General features: G+C 63.8%; 23 protein-coding genes and 1 pseudogene. 6 read left to right on the forward strand and 18 right to left on the reverse strand.

Translation table 11 applies throughout. The features are described 5' to 3' along the window. Positions 1 to 9: 9 nt before the first annotated feature. Positions 10 to 765 (forward strand): molybdopterin-synthase adenylyltransferase MoeB, encoded by a 756-nt coding sequence (locus EOB36_RS06880; protein ID WP_095487898.1) that lies wholly within the window; start codon positions 10 to 12, stop codon positions 763 to 765. 3 nt (positions 766 to 768) lie between these two features. Next, complete coding sequence (locus EOB36_RS06885; RefSeq protein ID WP_126103741.1) at positions 769 to 1251, forward strand: GNAT family N-acetyltransferase; 483 nt, start codon at positions 769 to 771, stop codon at positions 1249 to 1251. A gap of 130 nt (positions 1252 to 1381) precedes the next feature. Here the strand turns inward: EOB36_RS06885 and EOB36_RS06890 are convergent, their stop codons facing one another. From EOB36_RS06890 to EOB36_RS06925, 8 genes and pseudogenes are all read right to left on the reverse strand, one after another. Beyond that, complete coding sequence (locus EOB36_RS06890; RefSeq protein WP_095487894.1) at positions 1382 to 2281, reverse strand: homocysteine S-methyltransferase family protein; 900 nt, start codon at positions 2279 to 2281, stop codon at positions 1382 to 1384. After that, entirely contained in the window at positions 2278 to 2970 is a 693-nt protein-coding gene (locus tag EOB36_RS06895) for a GntR family transcriptional regulator (protein WP_128284549.1), read from the reverse strand. The genes EOB36_RS06890 and EOB36_RS06895 overlap by 4 nt, the downstream gene beginning before the upstream one ends. An 11-nt stretch (positions 2971 to 2981) precedes the next feature. Continuing rightward, positions 2982 to 3758 (reverse strand): ATP-binding cassette domain-containing protein, encoded by a 777-nt coding sequence (locus EOB36_RS06900; RefSeq protein ID WP_126103743.1) that lies wholly within the window; start codon positions 3756 to 3758, stop codon positions 2982 to 2984. Further along, positions 3755 to 4441 carry an ABC transporter permease subunit gene (locus EOB36_RS06905; RefSeq protein WP_128284550.1) on the reverse strand — a complete coding sequence of 229 codons (687 nt, stop codon included), beginning with the start codon at positions 4439 to 4441 and terminating at the stop codon, positions 3755 to 3757. The genes EOB36_RS06900 and EOB36_RS06905 overlap by 4 nt, the downstream gene beginning before the upstream one ends. Before the next feature lies 1 nt (position 4442). Next, a pseudogene (locus EOB36_RS06910) lies at positions 4443 to 5089 on the reverse strand (ABC transporter permease subunit). A gap of 79 nt (positions 5090 to 5168) precedes the next feature. After that, entirely contained in the window at positions 5169 to 5996 is an 828-nt protein-coding gene (locus EOB36_RS06915) for a transporter substrate-binding domain-containing protein (protein WP_128284551.1), read from the reverse strand. A 65-nt stretch (positions 5997 to 6061) separates the two neighbouring features. Beyond that, on the reverse strand, positions 6062 to 7249 hold the full coding sequence (locus EOB36_RS06920; RefSeq protein ID WP_128284552.1) for a M20 family metallopeptidase: 1188 nt from the start codon (positions 7247 to 7249) through the stop codon (positions 6062 to 6064). Between the two features lie 303 nt (positions 7250 to 7552). Continuing rightward, positions 7553 to 8554, reverse strand: coding sequence for a D-glycerate dehydrogenase (locus EOB36_RS06925; RefSeq protein ID WP_095487885.1), 1002 nt, complete (start codon positions 8552 to 8554; stop codon positions 7553 to 7555). Between the two features lie 158 nt (positions 8555 to 8712). Between EOB36_RS06925 and EOB36_RS06930 the strand changes: the two genes are divergently transcribed. After that, the gene (locus EOB36_RS06930; protein WP_128284553.1) at positions 8713 to 9270 is read left to right on the forward strand and encodes an SH3 domain-containing protein; all 558 of its coding nucleotides are present in this window, start codon (positions 8713 to 8715) and stop codon (positions 9268 to 9270) included. Positions 9271 to 9341: 71 nt separating this feature from the next. On the opposite strand, the gene irrA is transcribed toward EOB36_RS06930, so the two are convergent. After that, positions 9342 to 9773 (reverse strand): iron response transcriptional regulator IrrA, encoded by a 432-nt coding sequence (irrA, locus tag EOB36_RS06935; protein WP_006337949.1) that lies wholly within the window; start codon positions 9771 to 9773, stop codon positions 9342 to 9344. A gap of 243 nt (positions 9774 to 10016) precedes the next feature. Here irrA and fabA point away from each other — a divergent pair, with 243 nt between their 5' ends. From fabA to fabI, 3 genes are all read left to right on the forward strand, one after another. Beyond that, complete coding sequence (gene fabA / locus EOB36_RS06940) at positions 10017 to 10535, forward strand: 3-hydroxyacyl-[acyl-carrier-protein] dehydratase FabA (RefSeq protein ID WP_023802127.1); 519 nt, start codon at positions 10017 to 10019, stop codon at positions 10533 to 10535. Positions 10536 to 10652: 117 nt separating this feature from the next. Continuing rightward, entirely contained in the window at positions 10653 to 11873 is a 1221-nt protein-coding gene (fabB, locus tag EOB36_RS06945) for a beta-ketoacyl-ACP synthase I (protein ID WP_095487881.1), read from the forward strand. Positions 11874 to 11886: 13 nt separating this feature from the next. After that, on the forward strand, positions 11887 to 12699 hold the full coding sequence (gene fabI / locus EOB36_RS06950) for an enoyl-ACP reductase FabI (RefSeq protein WP_128284554.1): 813 nt from the start codon (positions 11887 to 11889) through the stop codon (positions 12697 to 12699). Positions 12700 to 12738: 39 nt separating this feature from the next. On the opposite strand, the gene EOB36_RS06955 is transcribed toward fabI, so the two are convergent. The 9 genes from EOB36_RS06955 to nusA all read right to left on the reverse strand — a co-directional run bounded on the left by EOB36_RS06955 (position 12739) and on the right by nusA (position 24366). Beyond that, positions 12739 to 13752, reverse strand: a complete 1014-nt coding sequence (locus EOB36_RS06955; RefSeq protein ID WP_128284555.1) for a class I SAM-dependent methyltransferase — start codon at positions 13750 to 13752, stop codon at positions 12739 to 12741. 90 nt (positions 13753 to 13842) lie between these two features. Then, a complete protein-coding gene (pnp, locus tag EOB36_RS06960; RefSeq protein ID WP_095487875.1) occupies positions 13843 to 15990 on the reverse strand; it encodes a polyribonucleotide nucleotidyltransferase in 2148 nt (715 codons plus the stop codon). 414 nt (positions 15991 to 16404) lie between these two features. Next, a complete protein-coding gene (gene rpsO, locus EOB36_RS06965; protein WP_280953385.1) occupies positions 16405 to 16716 on the reverse strand; it encodes a 30S ribosomal protein S15 in 312 nt (103 codons plus the stop codon). Between the two features lie 140 nt (positions 16717 to 16856). Then, positions 16857 to 17951 (reverse strand): magnesium/cobalt transporter CorA, encoded by a 1095-nt coding sequence (gene corA / locus EOB36_RS06970; RefSeq protein ID WP_095487873.1) that lies wholly within the window; start codon positions 17949 to 17951, stop codon positions 16857 to 16859. A 45-nt stretch (positions 17952 to 17996) separates the two neighbouring features. Then, on the reverse strand, positions 17997 to 18956 hold the full coding sequence (gene truB, locus EOB36_RS06975) for a tRNA pseudouridine(55) synthase TruB (RefSeq protein WP_126103751.1): 960 nt from the start codon (positions 18954 to 18956) through the stop codon (positions 17997 to 17999). Then, positions 18956 to 19393, reverse strand: a complete 438-nt coding sequence (rbfA, locus tag EOB36_RS06980) for a 30S ribosome-binding factor RbfA (RefSeq protein WP_095487869.1) — start codon at positions 19391 to 19393, stop codon at positions 18956 to 18958. Before rbfA ends, truB begins: the two co-directional genes overlap by 1 nt. A 124-nt stretch (positions 19394 to 19517) precedes the next feature. Beyond that, on the reverse strand, positions 19518 to 22085 hold the full coding sequence (gene infB / locus EOB36_RS06985) for a translation initiation factor IF-2 (RefSeq protein ID WP_095487867.1): 2568 nt from the start codon (positions 22083 to 22085) through the stop codon (positions 19518 to 19520). Next, positions 22082 to 22732, reverse strand: coding sequence for an RNA-binding protein (locus EOB36_RS06990; protein ID WP_095487865.1), 651 nt, complete (start codon positions 22730 to 22732; stop codon positions 22082 to 22084). Before EOB36_RS06990 ends, infB begins: the two co-directional genes overlap by 4 nt. A gap of 38 nt (positions 22733 to 22770) precedes the next feature. Beyond that, on the reverse strand, positions 22771 to 24366 hold the full coding sequence (nusA, locus tag EOB36_RS06995) for a transcription termination factor NusA (RefSeq protein ID WP_095488072.1): 1596 nt from the start codon (positions 24364 to 24366) through the stop codon (positions 22771 to 22773). Between the last annotated feature and the right edge of the window lie 11 nt (positions 24367 to 24377).

Here is a 24377-nt window from a genome sequence, read left to right on the forward strand (position 1 = left end):
TGTCTTGCAATGAACATCACCGCGCTCACCGACGAAGAGCTTGAACGCTACGCCCGCCACATCGTGCTGCCCGAGATCGGTGGCGCCGGCCAGCAGCGTCTGAAGCGTGCGCGGGTCCTGGTCATCGGCGCCGGCGGGTTGGGGGCGCCGGTGCTCGAATATCTTGCCGCCGCCGGCGTCGGCACGCTCGGGATCGTCGACGACGACAGCGTCTCGCTGTCAAACCTGCAAAGACAGGTGATTCACGGCACCGAGACTGTCGGCATGGCGAAAACCGACAGTGCCAAAGCGGCGATCGCCCGCATCAATCCCAACGTCGCCGTGGAACTGCACAATCTCAGGCTGACGGCGGACAACGCCCCTGCTCTCGTCGCCCGCTATGACATCGTCGTCGACGGCTCCGACAATTTCGAAACACGCTATGCGGTGGCCGACGCCTGCGCCGCGGAAAAGCGGCCGCTGGTACATGCCGCCGTCGGCCGCTTCGACGGCTCGGTGACCGTGCTGAAACCCTTCGAGACCGGCGCGGACGGCAAGCCATATCCAAGCTATCGCGATCTTTTTCCGGAACCGCCGCCGCCCGGCCTGGTGCCGTCCTGCGCTGTGGCCGGCGTGCTCGGCGTGCTGACCGGCGTCGTCGGCACGCTGCAGGCCATGGAGGCGATCAAGCTGATCGCCGGCATAGGCGAGCCGCTGGTCGGTCGGCTGCTGCTTTACGATGCGTTGACCGCGCGCTTCGATACGATCCGCTACAAGAGAAACTAGATCTTGGGCAGCCTGGTTTCCATCGCGCAGCTTCCCGCCGATTTCGACCGATGGGACGAGGTGCTGGCGCTGATCATGCGCGCCTTCGCCTCGATGGACGGCGTCATCGATCCGCCATCCTCAGCACATCGGCTCACGGTCGAAAATCTCCGGGACAAGGCTCGGCGGGAGATGGGCTTTTCGGCGCTGAAGGACGGCAGGATCATCGGCTGTATTTTTGTTCTGGAGCGGGCCAACGATTTCTACGTCGGAAAGCTCGCCGTCGAACCGGGCTTTCAAGGACAGGGGATTGGCAGCCAACTGATGCAAGCTGTCGAGGATCTTGCCCGCAACCGCGGCAAGCCGGCGATCGAGCTTCAGACGCGGGTCGAGCTGACCGGAAATCATGCAGCCTTTGCCCGCCTCGGCTTTCGCGAAACCGAACGGACGGCGCACAACGGCTACGACCGTCCGACCTCGATCACGATGCGCAAATGTCTTTCGTGATACCCCACCCGGGGTCAGATGGCGTTGATGGCGACAACGAAGCCTGCCTCGGCAGCCCCTCTTGGCAAGCGCCCTGCCGATGCCGCGGCTGACGCCCGTGACAAGAGCCGCTCTGCGCGGCCCACAGGCATCAATGATGCCCGCAGCGCAGATGCCCGGCCAGATGGTGGATGTGGTCGGCGCCAATCCCGCAGCAGCCGCCGATGATGGAGGCACCCTTCGCGACCCAGCCGTCGGCCCAGCGGCAATAGGATTTCGGATCGAGATCGGCCCGGATATCCGAGATCACCTCGTTGGCCGCGCCGTCCTCGTCCTGGGAGCCGAAGGCGTTGGCATAGACCCCGAGCGGCAGACCGGGGGCGGCAATGCGCGCAGCTTGGAGCGCTGCTCCCATGACCTCGGGCATAGAGCAATTGAAGAGCAGCGCCTCCGCCCCCGTGCGCTGTGCGAGACGGGCAGCGTCGGCTACGCTCTGCCCGGACCGCAGCTGCGGCTCGGGCACGTCCTGCGGCGCGACATCGTCCCGCAGGGTGAAGGACAGCCAGAGCGGCTTGCCGCTGCCGCGCACCGCCGCGGCGGCGGTGTGGGCCTCCTCGAGGCTGCTCTGGGTCTCGGCGAGCCAGCAATCGACGTGGGGCGCGAGGCCCTCAACCAGAACCGAGAGATAGTCCTGCGCCAGGTCGGCCTTGAAAAGTTCCGGCTGATAGGAGCCGAAGACTGGCGGCAACGATCCAGCTACTTTCACGCCGGGCGTGCCGTCGGCCGCCTCGCGCGCCAGCCTTCCGGCCAGCGACGCCAGCTCGGCGCCGCGCGCACGGAACCGCCCCTCGCCGATGTGGAAGGGCACCAGCGCATAGGAATTGGTGGTGATGACCTTCGCGCCCGCGCGAATATAATCCTCGTGCACCCGGCGGACCATCTCGGGCGCTTCCATCAGCGCCAGCGCGGACCATTCCGGCTGGCGGAAGGGCGCGCCGATGCGCTCGAGTTCGCGGCCCATGCCGCCGTCGAGAATGGTGATGTCGTTCATGCCTGCTCCTGTTGCGGCGTCGTCGCGCCGCGTCCTTGAAGTTCGTAGAAGCCTGCGACGTCCAGCTCTATCGACTCGGCGATATGGTCGCGGACGGCCTGTTCGGCCGCTTCGGGGCTTCCCCTCATCAGCGCGTCGAACAGGCGCTGGTGATCGCTGACCAGCGGCTGGCGGCAGGGCCAGTGTGCTTCGGACCAGCGATAGAGCCACTCCATCTTGTCGGCCAGAAGCCCGTGGCGACGGATCAGATGCTGGTGCCCGGTCTGCTCGACGAAACTGGCATGGAAGCCGAGATCGGCTGCCACCCGCACATCCGTGCCGCCGTCATTCGCCGCCGGTAGGGCTGCAAAGGCCGCCTCGACCAGATCGGTACCGAGAGCGGCGCGGCGTTGGGCGAGAATGCGGGCGGCCACGCCTTCGAACGCCGCCCGCAATGTGTAGATCTCCCAGATCGCCTGGGCATCGAGCACGGCCACGCGCCAGCTCGAATAGGGCGTGCGCGTCACCAGTTCCTGCGCTTCCATCGCGAAGAGCGCGGAACGCACCGTGCCACGGCCGAGACCGATGCGTTCGGTCAAGGTCAGCTCGGTCAGCACCGCGCCCGGCGCAAAATCGCCACGCACGATCGCCTCGCGTAGCCACTCGGTGGCCTGGTCCTGAAGGCTCTTGCGCTGGATTGGCTGACGCATGTCCGGGGTCCCTAGCGATTGCGGTCGAAATGGCCGCTGAGAAAGGCGCGGCAGCGCTCCGATGCAGGATTGCCAAAGACCTGCCCCGGTGTGCCGGCCTCTTCTATCAGGCCCTGATGCAGGAAGACTACCTGCGAGGAGACCTCGCGCGCAAAGCCCATCTCGTGGGTGACGATCAGCATGGTGCGCCCTTCCGCGGCAAGGGCGCGGATCACCTTCAGGACCTCGCCCACCAGTTCCGGGTCGAGCGCCGAGGTGGGCTCGTCGAACAGGATGGCGCGGGGCCGCTGGGCAAGAGCGCGCGCGATCGCGACCCGCTGCTGCTGCCCGCCCGAAAGATGCGCGGGCCACGCATCGCGCTTTTCGGCGAGGCCTACCTTTTCCAGGAGCGCCGTGGCCTCCTCCACTGCCTCGGCGCGGGGACGGCTCTGGACGAACAGTGGCGCCTCGATGACGTTCTGCAGCACGGTGCGGTGCGGCCACAGATTGAAGTTCTGGAAGACGAAGCCGAGATGTCCGCGCATCTGCCGCGCCACGGCCAGTTGGGCGCGCGACAGACGTCCGCCCGTCGGGGAGAGGCTGTCCTCGCCCACCGACACCGTTCCGACGTCGGGGATCTCCAGCATGGGGATGCAGCGCAGCAGCGTGCTCTTGCCAGAGCCGCTCGCGCCTATCAACGAGATCACGTCGCCGTCCTTGGCGACAAGGTCGATGCCGCGCAGCACCTCGTTGCTGCCGAAGCTCTTGCGCAGGCCGGCGATGGAAAGCGCGGTCGATGGGAGGCTCATGGCGTCTCTCCGAATTGCCAGGGCGAAAGGCGCCGCTCGGCCCAGGCCGAGAGCCGCGTAACCAGAAGCGACAGGGCGAGATAGATCGCCGCCGCGCAGAGGAATATCTCGACCGCCCGCCACGTTTCCGAGGCGGCGGCGCGGGCTATGCCGGTGACTTCCATCAGCGTGATGGTCGAGACCAGCGCCGTGGATTTGAGGATCGAGATCACCTCGTTGGAATAGGCGGGCAGCGCCTGACGGACGGCTATGGGCAGCGTGATGCGGCGCATGACCGTCAGCCGCGTCATGCCCGAGACGCGCGCTGCTTCGACCGCGCCCCTTGGCACGGCGCGCAACCCCCCGCGCAGAATCTCGGACGTATAGGCGGCATCGTTCAGGATCAGCGCCAGCAGCCCGCACCAATAGGGCTCGCGCAGGAAGGGCCAGAGGAAGCCGTGGCGGATGAAGCCGAAGCCCGCCAGCCCGTAGTAGATCATGAAAATCTGGATGAGCAGCGGCGTGCCGCGGAAGACGAAGACATAGGCCGAGGCCAGTGCGTTGCCGACCCTCGTCGTGCGCATGAGGTTGAGGATCAGCGAAAGGCAGAACCCGCCCGCAAGCGCCAGGATGCCGAGGTTGAGCGTCAGCGGCAATCCCTTGAGGAGCTGCGTGAATATGCCCGAGAGAAAGGCGAAATCCATCTCAGAGCCCGCCTTGCTCGTGGCCGCGCAGGCTGCGTCTTTCGGCGAGGCGGAAGACATGATCCGACAGCGTGGTGATGATGAGATAGACGATCGCACCAGCGGCGTAGAACAGGAAATGCTCCTGCGTGGTGCCCGCTGCGACCGCGAGCTGGCGCATGGTCTCGATCAACCCCGTCACCGAGACGAGGGCGGATCCTTGATGACCGACTGCCACTGGTTGCCCATGCCGGGAATTGCGGTGACCAGCGCCTGCGGCGCGATGACCCGCCGAAACAGGATCAGCCGCGTCATGCCGACCACGCGCCCCGCCTCGATCGTGCCCCGGGGCACGGCCTGATAGGCGCCGCGCAGCACCTCGGACTGGTTGGCGGCCGAGATCAGCCCGATCGCCAGCACTCCGGCCAAAAAGCCGCTGATGTCGAACGGCCCCGACAGTCCGAGCGCCGTGCCAATGGCCGTGACGACCTGCCGGCCGCCGAAATAGAACAGGTAGATCACCAGGATATCGGGCACGCCCCGGAAGACCGTGGCGTAGGCCTCGGCCAGCTTGCGCAGCGGCCAGTTGCCCGCCACCCGGGCCCAGGCGATGAGCGTGCCGAAGGCCAACCCGCTCAGGAATGCCGCGACGGAGACATAGAGCGTCATGAGGCCGGCGCGCGCGAGCGCCAGCCCCCATCCGTCGGGCCCGAAGCCGAGAAGTGTCAGATCGGCCTGCACCCTGGCCTCAGAGCGCGGGCGTCACGACCATGCCGAACCATTTTTTCGACAGCTCGACGAGCGTGCCGTCGTCCGACATCGACTTCAGCGCTTTGCTGAGAAGCCCGGCCAGCTCGGCGTCGCCCTTCTGGACGACGAAGGCCGAGCCGCGCCCCATGACGCCGCCCGTGAAGGACGGGCCGGTGGCCTTGGCGGTTTCTGTGTTCTTCTCGAGGAAAGCCGAGATGTTGGTGACCGAGGCGATCCCGGCGTCGAGCCGCCCGTTCAGCAGATCCTGATAGACTTCCGGGCCGGTCTGATAGGTGCGGATCGTCACGCCCTTGTCGGCCAGATACTTGTTCAGGAAGTCTGCCTGGATGGTCGAGACGTGGACGCCCACGGTCTTGCCGTCCAGCACCTCGGCGATCGCCGCGATGGCGGCATCGGTGGCCTTCGTATCGTCGAGGTCGACGAAAGCGCCCGTGCTCGACAGTTCGACGCCGCTTTCCTTCAGCACGACGAAGGTCGAGCCGCCGGTGGTGTAGGGGAGCGAGAAATCGACCACTTCGAGGCGTTTCTCGGTGACGGAGACCGAGTCGACCACCGCATTGTACTTGCCGTCGATGAGGCCCTGGATCATGCCGTCCCAGGCCTGCGAGATCACCTCATAGTCGAAGTCGGCGCGCTTGGCGATCTCGGCCAGCATGTCCAGCTCGAAGCCGTAGAGCTCGCCATTCGGTCGGGTCATATTGAAGGGCGGGAAGGCTCCTTCGGTGGCGAAAACATATTTTTTACGTCCCTGGGCAAGAGCTGTGGCGGGGGCAACGGCGAGCCCGGCAATGGCGGCAAGGCCCATGCGCAGGAAGGTGCTGCGGGTGATTTTTCATGCTTGGATCATCCTTGGGAAGGAGGGTTGAGGGGTCAGGAAAGAAGATCGACCGCCATGCGCGTGAGCGCGATGGCGCTTTGCCCGATGCAGGCTTCATCGGGCTGATAGTCGGAGTTGTGGACGCGGTCGTCACGGCCGGGCTGGCCCGAACCGATGAATATCTGGACCGAAGGCATGAGCTCGGAGAAATAGGAAAAGTCCTCGGCTCCGAAGCTCGTTCCCGGCTCGACCTGAGGCGTCGCGCCGAACTGATGGCCGAGCACGGAAACCGCACGATCGACCAGCGCATCGTCGTTCATCAGGGGCGGCGCGCCGCGCGCATAGTCGATCTCGACGGCGGCATTGAGCGCCTGCGCCGTGCCTTCGCAGATGCGCCGGAACGCGGCCTCGGCGAGATCGCGCGATCGCGGCGAGCGGCAACGCACCGTGCCCTCGAACATGCAGCTGTCGGGAATGATGTTCTGGGTCGCGCCGCCCTCGATACGGCCGATGGTCAGGACGGCGGACTGCGCGGGGTCCATCTCGCGCGATATCACGGTCTGGAGTTGGGTGATGATGTGGGCGCTGGCGACGATCGGGTCGATGGCGGCATGGGGCCGCGCGGCATGGCCCGACTTGCCGCGCACCACCACCTTGAACTCGTCGCTCGATGCGGTGCTTGCACCGCGGTTCAATAGAACCTGCCCCGCCGGCAGTTCCGGACGGTTGTGGAAGGCGATGGCCATGTCAGCACCTTTGGCGGCACCGTCCGCCACCATGGCCGCCGCGCCGCTCTCCTGCGTCTCCTCGGCGGGCTGAAAAATCAGCCGGACCGAGCCGCGCAGACGCGGCGCCAGCGAGACGAGCGCATGCGCGGCGCCGAGAAGCGAGGCGGTGTGAAGATCGTGCCCGCAGGCATGCATCCTGCCTGGAATGGTCGAAGCATAAGGCAGACCGGTCTGCTCCCCGATCGGCAAGGCATCCATATCGGCCCGCAGGATCAGGCAAGGACCGGGAAAGGCTCCGGATATCTCGGCCACGACGCCGGTGCGGCCGACGCCGGTGCGCGCCTCGATCCCGAGCGCGCCAAGCTCGGCGGCGACCAGGCCGGCCGTGCGGACCGTGTCGAAGCCGGTTTCTGGATGGGCATGGATGTCGCGACGTAGTTCAATGAGGCGAGCCTCGATGGCGCGGATAAGTCCCTCGATCTCGGGGCCGGGGTCGTTGCGGCGTTCAGGCATCAGCTTTTTACACTCTTGCGATGGAAGCCCTTTGCTTGATGCTACTGTCACCTATTGTCAAGGATCGACAATCGACGAGACCGATCGGGAGTAGAATGATTTTCTAAAGCCACATGGGAGCTGCTCCGGGGGCAGCATCTGGGAACCTTGTTTCCCGCGCGACTGCACCGCGTGCAACCGGTGCCGCAAACTTTTGCGTGAGATGGTTGCTCATGCCGAGCCATCCCAGCCGCCTCAAGGCGGGGTCCCTGATCCCCTATCGGGGACCCTAAAGTCTTTGCTGAAGAATTGGGCGGCGCCCGGTCACGTCCGCAGCGGCAGTACGCGGTCAGGCGGGCGATGGCCATCGAAGAAGGCGCGGATGTTGATGATCACCTTCTCGCCCATATCGATGCGGCCTTCGAGCGTCGCCGATCCCATATGCGGCAACAGCACGACCTTGCCCTTGGCGGCGAGCTTCAGCAATTTGCTGTTCAGCGCCGGCTCATGCTCGTAGACGTCGAGGCCGGCGCCGGCGATCTTGCCGTCCTGGATCAGCTTGACCAGAGAGTCCTCGTCGATGATATCGCCGCGCGCCGTGTTGACGATGTAAGCGGACGGTTGCAGAAGCGCCAGCCGCCGCGCCGAGAGCAGATGGAAGGTTGCCGGCGTCGATGGACAGTTAACCGAGATGATGTCCATGCGGGCAAGCATCTGGTCGAGGCTTTCCCAGTAGGTTGCCTCCAGCTCATCCTCGACCGCCGGCAGCACGCGATGGCGATTGTGGTAGTGGATCGACAGCCCAAAAGCCTTGGCCCGCCGGGCGACAGCGGTGCCGATGCGGCCCATGCCGACAATGCCGAGACGTTTGCCCCAGATCCGCCGGCCGAGCATCCAGGTTGGTGACCAGCCCGCCCACTTCTTGTCGCCGGTCAGCACATTGGCGCCTTCCGCCAGTCGCCGAGGCACCGCCAGCATCAGCGCCATGGTCATGTCGGCCGTATCTTCGGTCAGCACGTTCGGCGTGTTGGTGACGGTAATGCCCTTCTTCGCTGCTGCCGCCACGTCGATCTTGTCGACGCCGTTGCCGAAATTGGCGATCAGCTTGAGGTTGTCGCCAGCCTGAGCGATCAGCGCTGCGTCGATATGATCGGTTATAGTCGGCACCAGCACGTCGGCTTCCTTGACCGCCGCGACCAGTTCCGGCTGCGTCATCGGCCTGTCTTCGACATTCAGCCGGGCGTCGAACAGCTCACGCATGCGGGTCTCGACCGGATCGGGCAGCTTGCGCGTGATGACGACGAGGGGCCTTTTTCTGCCTGCCATTGTTTCCTCAAACCCAACCCTCGTTGAGACCTCTTTAACCAAGACAGGCGAAACTGGAGGCCGGTCGCGGTGCCAGTTCTCCATGTAACAAGAGGTTCCGCCGAAGACAAAGAAAAAGGGGCGCCAAGGCCGATGAGCCGGCGCTGAAAGGAACGAAAGTGTCTGGTTTTGCGTCGCTCCGCCTGACCCTCAGCGCAGCATTTATCGGCGCTCTCCTTTATTCCCCGCTTGTGGCGGCACAGAGTGCGGCAGCACCGGCCCAGAGCGCAACGCTTGGGCCGAGCGGCCTGCCGCTGCCGCGTTTCGTCAGCCTGAAAGCGGGCCGCGTCAACTCCCGCGTCGGACCAGGCGTCAACTATTCCGTCGACTGGATGTACATGAAGCCTGGCCTGCCGATGGAAATCATCCAGGAATTCGACACCTGGCGTCGGGTGCGCGATGCCGACGGCTCGGAAGGCTGGATCAACCAGTCGCTGCTTTCAGGCCGCCGCACGGCGATCGTGGCACCCTGGCAGCGCGGCAAGGATGCCCGAATCAACCTTCTCAACGACCCGGAAAAGGATGCCAGCATCATCGCGATCATCGAGCCGGGCGCCATGGGCACGATCAGGTCCTGTGACGGCGAGTGGTGCGAAATGACCTTCGACGGCCACACCGGCTGGCTCGCCCAGTCGCTTGTCTGGGGCGCCTATCCGGGCGAACGGGTCAAAAACTGACCTCTCCTTGTCGGTTCGGGATCATGGTCTAGCGGGCGAGACGGTATCTCGCGGACCCAATGACGCGCCGATCAATCGCAGCGTTTGGGACGCAGCCTTACCACGATGTCGACATTGGCGATCTCCATGCCTTCCGGCGGCTCCGGCAGGTTGGAAACCGTGACAGGACCGCTGGCGATATCGAAGATCCTGTTTTCGCCTTCAATGTAGAAATGATGGTGATCGGAGGTGTTGGTGTCGAAGTAGGTCTTTGACCCCTCGACGGCCAGGATGCGCAGAAGGCCCGCCTGGGTGAATTGATGAAGGGCGTTGTAGACGGTGGCGAGCGACACCGGCACGCCGGCGGCGATCGCCTCCTCGTGCAATTCCTCGGCCGACAGATGGCGGTCGCCCTTGGCGAAAAGCAGATCGGCCAGCGCAATGCGCTGACGCGTCGGCCTCAGCCCAGCTTCGCGAACCCGCTTGTCCACAGCGACATTTTCCTTCCGGCAGCCCAGATCCATCTATCCGTCCAAGCTCATAGTTTCGCCCCAAGATATGCCCAGAATGGCAAAAAACGAACATCGCCCGAAACTGAACACCTCCCGACATATATTCTGTCGGCCGAATACGATCAATAGCGCGCATTGACCCAGGCAGACGGGCAGGTTAAGCGCAAACGCCGGTTTCCGGCCTGAAATAGATTGTGTTAGGAAACCAACGACAAGGGCGCTCTACCGCCCGGGACGATTACGGGGAAGAGATTGATGGCGGTTTCGAAATCCAGCTACGATTACGAAGAACTGCTTGCCTGCGCCCGCGGCGAGCTGTTCGGACCTGGAAACGCCCAACTCCCCTATCCGCCGATGCTGATGTTCGACCGCATCACCGAAATCAGCGAGACGGGCGGTGCCTTCGACAAGGGCTTCATCCGCGCAGAGTTCGACATTAAGCCGGACCTGTGGTTTTTCGCCTGCCACTTCATCGGCAATCCAATCATGCCGGGGTGCCTGGGCCTCGACGCCATGTGGCAATTGACGGGATTCTACCTCGGCTGGCTCGGCGAGCCGGGCAAAGGAATGGCGCTCTCGACCGGCGAGGTGAAGTTCAAGGGCATGGTGACACCGTCGGTCAAGAAGGTGGAGTATGGCGTGGACTTCAAGCGCGTGATGCGCGGCCGGCTGGTGCTTGGTATCGCCGATGGCTGGCTGAAGGCGGATGGCGAACCCATATACGCAGCAACGGACCTCAAGGTGGGTCTGTCCAAGCAATCGGCCGCCGCCTGACCGGCGCCCCCACAGCGCCGCGCGTCCCTGGGACGCGCAAACGAAGCTGTAGAACTTTAATTTGCGCATGATCCGTGTCCAACAGGTTTCGGGTTCAAGCGCTGGAAGGAGTTGCGAATGAGACGGGTCGTAGTGACAGGCCTCGGCATCGTGTCGTCGATCGGCAACAATGCCAACGAGGTGCAGGCCTCGCTCCACGATGCCAAGTCCGGCATCAGCTTCTCTGATTCCTTCGCCGAACACGGCTTCCGCTGTCAGGTCTGGGGAGCGCCGACGCTCGACCCCTCCGCCCTGATCGATCGTCGCGCTATGCGCTTCCTGTCGCAAGGTGCGGCCTGGAACCATGTCGCCATGGACCAGGCTATTGTGGACGCTGGACTTGGTGAGAACGACATCACCAATGAGCGCACCGGCATCGTCATGGGATCGGGCGGACCGTCGACCCGAGCCATCGTCGAAGCGGCCGAAACCACGCTCAAGAATGGCAGCCCCAAGCGCATCGGCCCGTTCGCCGTGCCGAAGGCGATGTCGTCGACCGCTTCAGCGACGCTCGCCACCTGGTTCAAGATCCATGGCGTCAACTATTCGATCTCGTCGGCCTGCTCGACCTCGGCGCATTGCATCGGCAATGGCTACGAACTGATCCAGTGGGGCAAGCAGGACATGGTCTTCGCCGGCGGCCATGAGGATCTCGATTGGACGATGTCGGACCTGTTCGACGCGATGGGCGCCATGTCGTCCAAGTTCAACGACAGGGCGTCGGCCGCCTCGCGCGCCTATGACGTCGATCGCGACGGCTTCGTCATTGCCGGCGGTGCCGGCGTGCTGGTCCTGGAAGAGCTCGAGCACGCCAAGGCACGCGGCGCCAAGATCTACGCCGAGATCGTCGGCTATGGCGCGACCTCAGACGGCTACGACATGGTGGCGCCATCGGGCGAAGGTGCGGTGCGCTGCATGCGGCAGGCGCTGGCGACCACCTCTTCGCCAGTCGACTACATCAACACGCACGGCACTTCGACGCCGGTCGGCGATTCCAGGGAAATGGGCGCGATCCGCGAAGTGTTCGGCGAGAAGATGCCTTTCATCACCTCGACCAAATCGCTGACTGGCCATTCGCTGGGTGCGGCCGGCGTGCAGGAATCGATCTACTCTATCCTGATGATGCAAGGCGGCTTCATCGGCGAGAGCGCTCATATCGAGCAACTCGATCCGGAATTCGAAGGCATGCCGATCGTGCGCACACGCATCGACGACGCCAGGATCGACACTGTTTTGTCCAATTCGTTTGGTTTCGGCGGCACCAACGCAACGCTGATTTTCCAGCGCTATTCCGCATAAGGATTTGCCGACCATGGACGGATTGATGAAGGGCAAGCGCGGGCTTGTCATGGGTGTCGCCAACGATCACTCGATCGCCTGGGGCATCGCCCGGAAACTCTCCGAACATGGGGCGGAACTCGCCTTCACCTATCAAGGCGAGGCCTTCGGGCGCCGGGTCAAGCCGCTCGCCGACAAGCTCGGCGCCTCGCTGGTCGTGCCTTGCGATGTCGAGGACAGCGCATCGGTTGCCGCCATCTTCGAGACCTTGGGCAAGGCCTGGGGCGGGCTGGACTTCGTCGTCCATGCCATTGGCTTTTCCGACAAGAACGAGCTGAAGGGCCTTTACGCCGACACCAGCCGCGACAATTTCGTCCGCACCATGGTCATCTCCTGCTACTCCTTCACAGAGGTCGCCCGTCACGCCGCCGCGCTGATGAAGGACAGTGGCTCGATGATCACACTGACCTATGCGGGTTCTGTCCGTGTCATGCCGAACTATAACGTCATGGGCGTGGCCAAGGCCGGGCTGGAAGCCAGCGTCCGCTATCTCGCCAACGACTACGGACCGCGCGGCATCAGGGTGAACGGCATATCGGCGGGACCGGTGCGGACACTGGCCGGCGCCGGGATTTCCGACGCACGCCATATGTTTTCCTACCAGCAGCGCAACTCGCCGCTGCGCCGTACAGTGACCATCGACGAGGTCGGTGGCTCCGCGCTCTACCTCCTGTCCGACCTGTCGTCCGGCGTCACCGGCGAAATCCACTATGTCGATTCCGGCTACCACATCGTCTCGATGCCGGCGCTCGACGAGTTGAAGCAGGCCGACACCGGCCGGGAATAATTCGGCCCATAGAAAATGCCTTGGTCCGGTGAACTCCGCTCAGCGGCGCGCCGCCAAAACCTTGAACATCCCGTCGCGGGCGATCTCGGCGTGGCTGGAGAAGGCGGCCGCCAGCACCGGCTCGTAGGGAAGCTGACGGTTCGCCACCATGAACAGCCGCCCACCTGGCTTCAGCGCCTTCGCCGCGGCGCGGATCATGCCGGCACCGATCTCCGGCTCGGTCGCGCGGCTGCGATGGAAGGGCGGGTTCATGACGATGGCGTCATAACGGCGCTCGACCGGCTCGCTCAAAAGATCGATCCAGAAGAAATTGGGTTCCGCCGCTGTATTGCCGATATTGCGTTTCGCCGCCTCCAGCGCCTCGAACTCGGCCTCGTAGAGATCGAGCGCCGAGATGCCGGGTGAGCGGGCGGCGACCTCGGCCGCGACATAGCCCCAGCCAGCGCAGAAATCGGCAACGCTGCCACGCAGGTCGTTAGGCAGGTTGTCCACCAGCAATTTCGAACCTGTATCGATCTTGTCGAAAGAGAACATGCCTGGCGCGGTGCGGAACCGGGCCTCGAGCAGAAGGGTTGGATTGGCGGCGCGAAGCGCTGCCGCGACCGCAGCGTCGGCCGGTCGACGGAACCAGAAGGCGATGCCGTGATGTTTCGGCATATGGCCGTCGAGCGTCACAAGCTCGCCGATGCGCTTGCGCAGGCTCGCAATGCCATCGTCCTTGCCGCCGGCGACGGCGATCAGTCCGCCCGGCCTCACACGCTCCATCGCTTCAGCGATGCGCAATTCGTTTTGCCCACGATGACGGCCGGCGAGCACCAATGCCGCATCGAAACCTTCGCTCTCCGGTCGCGGCGTGGCTGTGAAGCCTGACCCCTGCAGCGCGCGAAAATGCGGCCGGAAGCCCTGCACCAGATGCAGTGCTGCATCGAAGCCTTCGGGCAGGCGGAAGCCCGGCTCGGCGCCCAGAAAGAGGACACGCTCGCCCTTACGCGGCAGGGAGACAGCCTCGGCCCCGAACGGGTGGAACAATGTTTTTAGCGGCTCGGCGGACATTCTTCGATCTCGAAATGCAGCTGGCTTGTCTTGAAACGAAAACGGGCGCGACCTGTCGGCGCGCCCGCTTCGATTATACCGTCAGATCGCTCAGGCGGCGTCTTCTTCGCCTTCGGCCTTCTTGTCGCGGGCGATTTCCTTGCCCGTGGCCTGGTCGACGACCTTCATCGACAGGCGGACCTTGCCGCGCTCATCGAAGCCCATCAGCTTGACCCAGACCTTGTCGCCTTCCTTGACGACGTCGGAGGTCTTGGCGACGCGATCGTTGGCGAGCTGCGAGATGTGGACGAGGCCGTCACGCGGACCGAAGAAGTTGACGAATGCGCCGAAGTCGGCGGTCTTGACGACCGTGCCCTCGTAGATCTCGCCGACTTCCGGCTCGGCAACGATGGTGTGTATCCACTTCTTCGCCGCCTCGATCTCCTTGGCATTGGACGAAGCGATCTTGACCGTGCCGTCGTCTTCGATGTTGATCTTGGCGCCGGTCTTTTCGACGATCTCGCGGATGACCTTGCCGCCCGAGCCGATCACGTCGCGGATCTTGTCGGTCGGGATGTGCATGACCTCGATGCGCGGCGCGAACTCGCCGAGCTCGGAACGGGCACCGGACAGCGCATTGGCCATTTCGCCGAGAATGTGCTGGCGGCCGTCCTTGGCCTGGCCGAGCGCGATCTTCATGATCTCCTCGGTGATGCCCTCGATCTTGATGTCCATCTGCAACGAGGTGATGCCGTTGGCGGTGCCGGCAACCTTGAAGTCCATATCGCCGAGGTGATCCTCGTCGCCGAGGATATCGGAGAGCACCGCGAAGCGCTCGCCTTCCTTGATGAGACCCATGGCGATGCCGGCGACCGGCTTTGCCAGCGGCACACCGGCATCCATCAGCGCCAGCGAGGTGCCGCAGACGGTGGCCATCGACGACGAACCGTTGGACTCGGTGATCTCCGAGACGACGCGCAGCGTGTAGGGGAACTGATCGGCGGTCGGCAGCATCGGGCGGATCGCGCGCCAGGCGAGCTTCCCGTGGCCGATTTCGCGGCGGCCGGGCGAACCCATGCGGCCGGTTTCACCAACCGAATAGGGAGGGAAGTTGTAATGAAGGAGGAATTTCTCCTTGTACATGCCGGTCAGCGAATCGACATACTGCTCGTCCTCGCCGGTGCCGAGCGTGGCGACGACCAGCGCCTGGGTCTCGCCGCGGGTGAACAGCGCCGAGCCGTGGGTGCGTGGCAGGACGCCGACTTCGGAGACGATCTTGCGGACCGTCTTCAGGTCGCGGCCGTCGATGCGCGAGCCGGTGTCGAGGATGTTCCAGCGCACGACCTTGGCCTGGAGCTCCTTGAACACGGTGCCGATCTGCTCGGACGTGTATTTTGCTTCCTCGCCTTCGGCGGGTACGAACGCAGCCTTGACCTTCGCCTTGACGGCGTCGACGGCGGCATAGCGCTTCTGCTTGTCGGTGATCTTGTAGGCATCGCGAAGCTCGCCTTCGACGATCTTCAGCATCTCTGCTTCAAGCGCCGAATAGTCCGGCGCGGTGAAATCGCGCGGGTCCTTGGCGGCAACCTCGGCCAGCTTGATGATCGCATCGATCACCGGCTGGAAGCCGCGATGGCCGAACATGACGGCGCCGAGCATCAGGTCCTCGCCGAGCTCCTTGGCTTCGGACTCAACCATCAGCACGGCGTCTGAGGTGCCGGCGACGATCAGGTCAAGCTTGGATTCCTGCATCTCGTCGACATGCGGATTGAGCACATATTCGCCGTTGATGTAACCGACGCGGGCGCCGCCGATCGGGCCCATGAAGGGGACGCCGGACAGCGTCAAGGCCGCCGAGGTGGCGACGATCGACAGGATGTCGGGGTCGTTTTCGAGATCATGCTGGACGACGGTGACGACAATCTGCGTGTCGTTCTTGTAGCCGTCGGCGAAGAGCGGGCGGATCGGACGATCGATGAGGCGGGAAACCAGCGTTTCCTTCTCGCTCGGACGGCCTTCGCGCTTGAAATAGCCGCCCGGGATCTTGCCGGCGGCATAGGTCTTTTCCTGGTAGTTGACGGTTAGCGGGAAGAAATCGAGGCCGGGCTTCGGCTCCTTCATCGAAACGACGGTGGCGAGAACCTTGGTTTCGCCGTAGGTGGCGAGCACCGCGCCGTCAGCCTGGCGCGCGATCTTGCCGGTTTCGAGGATGAGCGGGCGGCCGCCCCATTCGATTTCCACTTTATGGTGATTGAACATATCTTGTCCTTCATATGCGGAAAGGGCCGCGCCGTTTCACCGTGCGCGAGTGCCCCTTTCCCTTGGCTTCATTTCTCGGGCAGCCACGGGCAAGACAACGGGAAGCTCGGGTAAATCCGGCGCGATTGCCGCGCGAGCGTCCTGCAATCCTGCCCCATGACCGTCCATGGGCGGTTTCGAATGGCCCTGTGCTATTTCGAAACCGGGTCTGGCCAATCGATCCGACTGGCCTTGCGCATGATCCCGAAACCGCGGCCTGCGGAAAGCATCATGCGCAAATTCAAACTTTCAGAGCGTCCTATTTGCGCGTCTAGATCGATGCGCGGCGCTCTACTTCCTTCATAGAGCAATGGACTGATCCGATGCTCCAATGCGCGACCGGCGGGCTCTCGAAAGAACCCGCCGGTCAATTCGTCAACGGCGCAGACCGAGCTTCTCGATCAGCGTCTGATAGCGCGCGTCATCCTTGCGCTTGAGATAATCAAGCAGACTACGGCGCTGGGAGACGAGAGCAAGCAGACCACGGCGGGAATGGTTATCCTTCTTGTGGTCCTTGAAATGGTCGGTCAGGTTCTTGATGCGCTCGGAAAGGATGGCCACCTGGACTTCCGGAGACCCGGTATCGCCCTTGGCGGTTGCGAATTCACCCATCAATTCCTTCTTGCGCTCGGCAGTAATCGACATCGTGTTTTTCCTTATCTGTTTGAGGAAACGGGACGCCCTCAGCCGGGATGTCGTCCAGCAGGGGCCGGTACAAGCAACGTGTCATTGCACGATGCTGCGGCGCATATAGTGCAATTCAGGCAAAAACACCAGCCCAATTCACAAGCCGGCTTTTTGCGGCACAAACGAAGATTTCCCTTCGGCTAAAGCCACTTCTTCCATCTGAAGAAGGCAATCAGCCCGAACGCGACAAGGGCCATGAACACGAGCGCCGCCGGATAGCCGTATTGGGCCTTCAACTCCGGCATGTTCCATGGCGAGCTTTCTGGATCGAAGTTCATGCCCCACACGCCAACGAGAAAGGTTAGCGGGATGAAGATCACCGAGACGATCGTCAGATAGCTGATGACATCGCTGGTGCGCGCCTGGCTCAGCGACAGATGCATCTCGATCAGACCGGTCAGCATGTCGCGCTGGGTTTCGACCAGTTCGATGAGCCGAAGCGAGTGGTCGAGCGTGTCGTTCAGGAAAACCTTGGTCTCGGCCTTCACATAGGGCACGTCGTTGCGGATCAGCGTGGCCAGCGCATCGCGCATCGGCCAAAGCACCCCCTTCAGCACATTGGCGTCGCGCCGCAACTCGTGAAGCTGCCGCATCTGGTGCTTATCCGACGCGCGCAGCATCTGGTCCTCGATGCTGTCGACCAATTCGCCGGCAGCCTCGATCGGCGGGAAATAGCTGTCGACGATGGCGTCGATCAGGGCATAGGCGAGATAGTCTGCTCCGCGTGCGCGCAACCGGTTGGGCATCGAGCTTTCGATGCGCTTGCGCACGGGATCGAACGGATCGCCTTCGCGCTCCTGGAAGGTGACGACGAAGTTCTTGCCGAAGAAGACGGCGATCTGCTCGTAGCGATGCGCGGTGACGTCGTCGATCATCCTGACGACGACAAAGGCATGGTCCTCGAAGAAGTCCACCTTCGGCCGCTGGCCGGTGTTGACGACATCTTCCAGCGCCAGCGGATGCAGGCTGAAAATCCGGCCGATCTCCTCGATCAGCGGGATGTTGGCGAGACCGGTACAGTCGAGCCAGATGACCGGCCATGTGTCGCAATTGGCTTTGACGTCGTCGATGCTGGCATCTTCGATCGTCTCGAATTTATTGGGCGACATCAGTGTCAGTCGCAGTTCGCTGCGCCGCGCCGCCGGGTCGGCGATCAGCGTGCCCGGCGATGCGCCAACCGGCGGCCGCCGTGCCGTCACCGGCGCCCGCTTCTTGATCGTCTCGGCCTTTGCCATGTGCCCCTCGGATGTTTAAGTCTCATCGAGATTAGACGACGGGACTCACCCGGCAAAGACCCGCTTCGGCTTGAACATGCCTTGTTCGATGGCGCCGATGGCGACCAGCTTGCCGCGCGCCGTTGCGCAGGCCTCCTCAGCTTCCACCGGCGCATCGCGGCCGCGGATGATGACCGGATTGCCGAGGCGGATTTTTGTTGCCGCGTCGTCACTGATCGCGATCTGCGGCAGGCAGTCGAGCGCGGCTGATGTATCGACCAGAAGCGCGTCGATCGCGTCGAAGTCGACTGGCACCGTGTCCGCTGAATCCGAACTTTCGCCCCGTTCGCCAAAGCGGGCGGCTTCCAGCTCGGCGATGGTGACGAAGTCTTCCTGCGTGAACGGCTCGACCTCGATCCGGCGCAGTTCGGCGATGTGACCGAAACAGCCGAGGTCGCGGCCCATGTCGCGGGCCAGCGAGCGCACATAAGTGCCCTTGCCGCATTCGACCTCGAAAATGGTGCGATCAGCACTGTGCTCAATCAGGTCGAGACGGCCGATCTCGACTTCCCGCGCCGGAATGTCGACCGTCGCGCCGTCGCGGGCAAGGTCATAGGCGCGCTCGCCTGCGATCTTGATGGCTGAAAATTGTGGCGGCGTCTGCATGATGACGCCGGTGTATTTCGGCATCAGCAAAAGCACATCGGCTTCAGCCGGACGCTGGTCGGAGCTTTTCGTCACCGGCCCTTCAAGGTCATCGGTCGAACGCTCCTCACCCCAGGCAACCGTGAAGCGGTAGACCTTGGCGCCATCCTGGACATAAGGCACGGTCTTGGTCGCTTCGCCGAGCGCGATCGGCAGCATGCCGGAAGCGAGCGGGTCGAGCGTGCCGGCATGGCCGGCCTTTTCGGCCTGGAACAGCCATTTGATCTTGGAGACGGCTTCGGTCGAACCCATGCCGACGGGCTTGTCCAGCACCAGCCAGCCGGAGATCGGCCGGCCCTTCTTCTTGCCGCGACGCGCCACTATTTTTCGTCCTTGTCATTGTCTTTATTCTGGTCGTCAATCTGGGCATCTGTGCCGAGGTCGCGCGCCACTTCGGGCGAGTGCAGCAATTCGTTGATCTTCTGGAAATTGTCGTAGCTGGTGTCGAGCCGGAAGCGGAACTCGGGCATGTACTTCATCTGCCGGAGCGCGCCGGAAACGCGGCCGCGCACGAATTTCGCATGCTTGTTGAGCGCCTCGACCACCGCATCGGTATCACTTGCGCCGAGCGGCGAGACGAAGGCGGTGGCGATCTTCAGATCGGGCGACATGCGCACTTCCGAGACCGAAACCACGGCATTCTCGATCAAGGGATCGAGGATCTCGCCACGCTGCAAGGTTTCCGAAAGCGCATGGCGCACCTGCTCGCCGACGCGAAGCATGCGCTGGGATGGGCCTGATGTGGTTGAACGGGGCATTTTTCTCTATCCTGAAATCGTGAAGCGCGGGATGGGACCGCGCCGCATGTCTCATATGGTTTGGGCGGCGGTCTTTCGACCACCGCCCGGTCTCAGTAGATGCTTGAGCTCAAGCTGCTCGAACTCAGAGCGTCCTGGTCACCATCTCGACGCGGAAGCACTCGATGACGTCGCCGACGCGCATGTCTTCGTAGTTCTGGAAGGCCATGCCGCATTCCTGGCCACCTGGGACTTCCGCAACTTCGTCCTTGAAGCGCTTCAGGGTCTTCAGCGTGCCTTCGTGGATGACGACGTTATCGCGGATCAGGCGAACGCCCGCACCGCGCTCGACCTTGCCTTCGGTGACACGGCAGCCGGCGATCTTGCCGACCTTGGTGATGTCGAAGATCTCGAGGATCTCCGCATTGCCGATGAAGGTCTCGCGACGCTCCGGCGAAAGCAGGCCGGAGAGCGCAGCCTTCACGTCATCCACGAGATTGTAGATGATCGAATAGTAGCGGATCTCTATGCCTGCCGCCGCGGCAGCCGCGCGCGCCTGCACATTGGCGCGGACGTTGAAGCCGATGATCGCAGCACCCGAGGTTTCCGCCAGCGACACATCGCTTTCGGTGATGCCGCCGGCGCCCGCATGGACGATGCGCGCACGCACCTCGTCGGTGCCGAGCTTGTCCAGCGCCGCGTTGATCGCCTCGATCGAGCCCTGCACGTCGCCCTTGATGACCAGCGGGAATTCCTTCAGCCCGCTCGTCTGCAGCTGCGACATCATCTGTTCGAGCGACCCACGCTGGCCGGCATGCTTGGCCACCGCCTTCTCGCGCGCCAGACGCTGGCGGTATTCGGTGATCTCGCGGGCACGGGCCTCGTTGTTGACGACGGCGAAACGGTCGCCGGCCTGCGGTGTTCCCTGCAGACCAAGCACCTCCACCGGCATTGCCGGCGGCGCTTCCTTGATCTGCCCGCCGCGGTCGTTGACCAGCGCACGCACCCGGCCCCATTCGTTGCCGGCAACGAGGATGTCGCCGGGCATCAGCGTGCCTGTCTGGACCAGCACCGTGGCGACGGGACCGCGGCCCTTGTCGAGCTGGGCTTCGATGACGACGCCCTCGGCGGTGCGGTCCGGATTGGCCTTCAGGTCGAGGATTTCGGCCTGCAGCAGGATCGCTTCGAGCAGCTTGTCGAGATTGGTGCCCTTGGTCGCCGACACTTCGACATCCAGCACCTCGCCGCCCATCGATTCCACGAAGACTTCGTGGCGCAGCAGCTCAGAGCGCACCTTCTGCGGGTCGGCGTCATGCTTGTCGATCTTGTTGATCGCCACGATGATCGGGACGCCGGCCGCCTTGGCATGGCTGATCGATTCGATCGTCTGCGGCATCACGCTGTCATCGGCCGCCACCACGAGGATGGCGATGTCAGTCGCCTGGGCGCCGCGGGCGCGCATCGCCGTGAAGGCGGCGTGGCCGGGCGTGTCGATGAAGGTGATCTTGTGACCGTTCTTCTCGACCTGATAGGCGCCGATATGCTGGGTGATGCCGCCAGCCTCGCCGGACACGACATTTGCGTTGCGGATAGCATCGAGCAGCGACGTCTTGCCGTGATCGACATGGCCCATGATCGTCACCACCGGCGGCCGCGATTCCAGATCTTCTGGGCGATCGGCGATGTTGAACAGGCCTTCCTCAATGTCGGACTCGGCGACGCGGCGAACCGTGTGGCCGAATTCGGTGGCGACCAGCTCGGCCGTGTCGGCGTCGATGACGTCGCCCGGCTTCAGGATCTGGCCCTGTTTCATGAAGAACTTGACCACATCGACGGCGCGCTCGGACATGCGCTGCGCCAGTTCTTGGATGGTGATGGTTTCGGGCAGTATCACTTCGCGCATGACTTTCTCGCGCGGTTCGTTATGCAGCGCGCGCTTGAATTTCTCCTGGCGCCGACGCATCGACGACAGCGAACGCGCACGCGCATCCTCATCGGAAAGTGCGGCGTTCAGCGTCAGCTTGCCGCGGCGGCGATCTTCCTCGCCCTTGGTCGGCTTGGCCGGACGCGCCACTTCGGGCGTGACCGGACGGCGCACCGGGGCACCGGCGCCGGTCCGCTTCGGCTTGATGTCCTCGTCGTCGACTGTCGCCAGTTCGGCGGCCAGCGGCGCGCGGCGACGCGCCTCTTCCTCGGCACGCCGGCGGGACTCGGCCTCAGCCTGCAGCCGAGCCTCTTCCTCGGCCTGGCGGCGCGCGGATTCCTCGCGCTCGCGGCGGCGGCGCTCTTCATCCTCGGCGCGGCGCTTGGCCTCGTCGATGGCGCGCTGGCGATCCTCGACGTCGCGGACCTTCGAGCCCTCAAGGGCCCGGCGGCGCGCCTCCATCTCATTGCGCGACAATTCGTTCAGCACCATGCCGCCGCGCTCGACAGGCGGCGGAGGCGGCGGCGCCTTGGGCGCTTCCTGCACAACGGGCGCTGCCGCGACCGGCGGCTTCGGCGTGAAGACTGACACAGGGGCAGCAGCCGGCTCCGGCTTGTCGCCGGGCAGCGAGAACTTGCGCTTCTTGGTCTCGACCACGACCGCCTTGGTGCGGCCATGCGAGAAGCTTTGGCGCACGGTGCCCTGTTCAGTACCGGGGCGCTTCAGCGTCAAGGTCTTCTTCGGCGTCACACTCAACGTCTTGTCGTCGCCCGATTTCGTATCGCTCATTCCATATCCTCTGCGGCATCATCTTCGTCAGCAACGGCCGCAAGCATTGCCAGATCGTCCGGGGAACCGCCCCGATACCGGTCGAGCGCAACCATGCGCTTCTGGACCGCCCTGCCCGCGTCTCCCGCGAGAACGGCAGCATGTATCACATTTGTACCCCCCAATGCCAAGCTCAACTCGGCCTCGGAGAAAAGTTTGTAGGCAAGGATGGCGGGGCCACCAAGGTGGACGGTTGCCCGTCGCGCCTGGCTGATCTTGCGGACGCCGTCATCTGACGCCTCGGTCGCATGCAACACGAAAAGCGCCAGCCCACCACGCACCGCGCTCTCAACCTTGGTGGCGCCGAGCGCGATCGCGCCTGCCTTGCGGGCAAGACCGAGCATGCCCAGAGCGTATCTGGAAAGCAGCCCGTCGACCATGCCGCCGAGATCGGTCGGCACGATCACCTGCGCCTTAAAGGCGCGAGCGAACAGGTTTTTCGCTGCCGCCTTGTCGATATGTAGGCGGTCGGCCGTCACCCAGCAACCGCGGCCGGGCAGGTTTTTCTTGATATCCGGAACGACGGCCGAATCCGGGCCGACGACGAAACGGATCAGTTCATCCGGTTCGGCCTGTCTGCGCGTGACGATGCAAGTGCGATCGTTCATCTCGTCCAAGGGCGGGTTGTGTGCGATGCGGTTTCACCTCACGCACCAACGGCTTCGTCAGCCGGCACGTCTTCGGCTACAAGCTCGTCTTCGGTGATCCAGCCGGCCTTGAGGCGGGCAGCCAGAACCATCTGCTCGGCATCGGCGCGCGACACGCCGTGACTGGCGAGCACACCGGGGAACACCTTCGTCTCGCCGTCCTTGCGTTCCTTCCAGCCGGTCAGGTCGTCGGCCGCATAGCCGGCGAAATCCTCGATCGTCTTCACGCCGTCCTCGCCGAGCGTCACCATCATGGCGGTGGTCACGCCAGGGATCTCACGCAGCTCGTCCTCGACCCCCAGCGCCTTGCGCTTCTCGTCATGCTCGGCTTCGATCTTCTCCAGATACTCGCGGGCGCGGGCCTGGATTTCCGAGGCGGTGTCCTCGTCGAAGCCGTCGATCGACGCGATCTCGTCGGCATCGACATAGGCGACTTCCTCGACGCTGGTGAAGCCTTCGGAGGCGAGCACCTGGCCGACCATCTCGTCGACGTTGAGCGCATCCATGAACAGCGCCGAGCGTTCGACGAACTCTTTCTGGCGGCGCTCGCTCTCTTCCTGCTCGGTCAGGATGTCGATATCCCAGCCGGTGAGCTGCGAGGCAAGCCGGACGTTCTGGCCGCGGCGGCCGATAGCCAGCGACAGCTGGTCGTCCGGCACCACGACCTCGATGCGTTCGGCGTCCTCGTCGAGCACGACCTTGGCGACTTCCGCCGGCTGCAACGCGTTGACGATGAAGGAAGCGGCCGAAGGCGACCACGGAATGATGTCGATCTTCTCGCCCTGCAATTCGCCGACCACCGCCTGAACGCGGCTGCCGCGCATGCCGACGCAGGCGCCGACCGGATCGATGGAACTGTCACGCGAGATGACGGCGATCTTGGCGCGCGAGCCCGGATCGCGGGCGACCGACTTGATCTCGATGATGCCGTCGTAGATTTCCGGCACTTCCATGGTGAACAGCTTCGCCATGAACTGCGGATGGGTGCGCGACAGGAATATCTGCGGACCGCGCTGCTCGCGGCGCACATCGTAGACATAGGCGCGGACGCGATCGCCATATTTGTAGTTTTCGCGCGGGATCAGCTCGTCGCGGCGGATGATCGCCTCGCCACGGCCGAGATCGACGATGACATTGCCGTATTCGACGCGCTTGACGGTGCCGTTGACGATCTCGCCGATGCGGTCCTTGTACTCGTCATATTGGCGGTCACGCTCGGCCTCGCGCACCTTCTGGACGATGACCTGCTTGGCCGACTGGGCGGCGATGCGGCCGAAATCCATCGGCGGCAGCTGCTCGGCAATGAAGTCGCCGAGCTGGGCGTCGGGATTGCGCTCGCGCGCCGAGGAAATGGCGATCTGCGTCGCATAGTCGTCGACCTTCTCGACCACTTCCATCAGCCGCTGCAGCTTCATCTCGCCGGTGTTCGGATTGATGTCGGCACGGATGTTGGTTTCCTGGCCATAGCGCGAGCGCGCCGCCTTCTGGATCGCATCGGCCATGGCGGCGATGACGATCGACTTGTCGATCGACTTTTCACGCGCGACCGCGTCGGCGATCTGCAGCAGTTCAAGCCTGTTGGCGCTTACAACCATCTTTTTTCTCC

The organism is Mesorhizobium sp. M6A.T.Cr.TU.017.01.1.1 (assembly GCF_004023115.1).
GTDB classification, from domain to species: domain Bacteria; phylum Pseudomonadota; class Alphaproteobacteria; order Rhizobiales; family Rhizobiaceae; genus Mesorhizobium; species Mesorhizobium mediterraneum.

What these genes read in the sequence shown, in the direction of transcription:
- EOB36_RS06895 (WP_128284549.1), bottom strand. Translation starts at nt 2,970, where the DNA reads ATGCGTCAGCCAATCCAGCGCAAGAGCCTTCAGGACCAGGCCACCGAG.
- EOB36_RS06990 (WP_095487865.1), bottom strand. Translation starts at nt 22,732, where the DNA reads ATGAACGATCGCACTTGCATCGTCACGCGCAGACAGGCCGAACCGGAT.
- nusA (WP_095488072.1), bottom strand. Translation starts at nt 24,366, where the DNA reads ATGGTTGTAAGCGCCAACAGGCTTGAACTGCTGCAGATCGCCGACGCG.
- EOB36_RS06880 (WP_095487898.1), top strand. Translation starts at nt 10, where the DNA reads ATGAACATCACCGCGCTCACCGACGAAGAGCTTGAACGCTACGCCCGC.
- EOB36_RS06915 (WP_128284551.1), bottom strand. Translation starts at nt 5,996, where the DNA reads ATGGGCCTTGCCGCCATTGCCGGGCTCGCCGTTGCCCCCGCCACAGCT.
- fabB (WP_095487881.1), top strand. Translation starts at nt 10,653, where the DNA reads ATGAGACGGGTCGTAGTGACAGGCCTCGGCATCGTGTCGTCGATCGGC.
- EOB36_RS06920 (WP_128284552.1), bottom strand. Translation starts at nt 7,249, where the DNA reads ATGCCTGAACGCCGCAACGACCCCGGCCCCGAGATCGAGGGACTTATC.
- EOB36_RS06900 (WP_126103743.1), bottom strand. Translation starts at nt 3,758, where the DNA reads ATGAGCCTCCCATCGACCGCGCTTTCCATCGCCGGCCTGCGCAAGAGC.
- EOB36_RS06955 (WP_128284555.1), bottom strand. Translation starts at nt 13,752, where the DNA reads ATGTCCGCCGAGCCGCTAAAAACATTGTTCCACCCGTTCGGGGCCGAG.
- pnp (WP_095487875.1), bottom strand. Translation starts at nt 15,990, where the DNA reads ATGTTCAATCACCATAAAGTGGAAATCGAATGGGGCGGCCGCCCGCTC.
- EOB36_RS06925 (WP_095487885.1), bottom strand. Translation starts at nt 8,554, where the DNA reads ATGGCAGGCAGAAAAAGGCCCCTCGTCGTCATCACGCGCAAGCTGCCC.
- fabI (WP_128284554.1), top strand. Translation starts at nt 11,887, where the DNA reads ATGGACGGATTGATGAAGGGCAAGCGCGGGCTTGTCATGGGTGTCGCC.
- corA (WP_095487873.1), bottom strand. Translation starts at nt 17,951, where the DNA reads ATGGCAAAGGCCGAGACGATCAAGAAGCGGGCGCCGGTGACGGCACGG.
- infB (WP_095487867.1), bottom strand. Translation starts at nt 22,085, where the DNA reads ATGAGCGATACGAAATCGGGCGACGACAAGACGTTGAGTGTGACGCCG.
- EOB36_RS06890 (WP_095487894.1), bottom strand. Translation starts at nt 2,281, where the DNA reads ATGAACGACATCACCATTCTCGACGGCGGCATGGGCCGCGAACTCGAG.
- EOB36_RS06905 (WP_128284550.1), bottom strand. Translation starts at nt 4,441, where the DNA reads ATGGATTTCGCCTTTCTCTCGGGCATATTCACGCAGCTCCTCAAGGGA.
- rbfA (WP_095487869.1), bottom strand. Translation starts at nt 19,393, where the DNA reads ATGCCCCGTTCAACCACATCAGGCCCATCCCAGCGCATGCTTCGCGTC.
- irrA (WP_006337949.1), bottom strand. Translation starts at nt 9,773, where the DNA reads ATGGATCTGGGCTGCCGGAAGGAAAATGTCGCTGTGGACAAGCGGGTT.
- fabA (WP_023802127.1), top strand. Translation starts at nt 10,017, where the DNA reads ATGGCGGTTTCGAAATCCAGCTACGATTACGAAGAACTGCTTGCCTGC.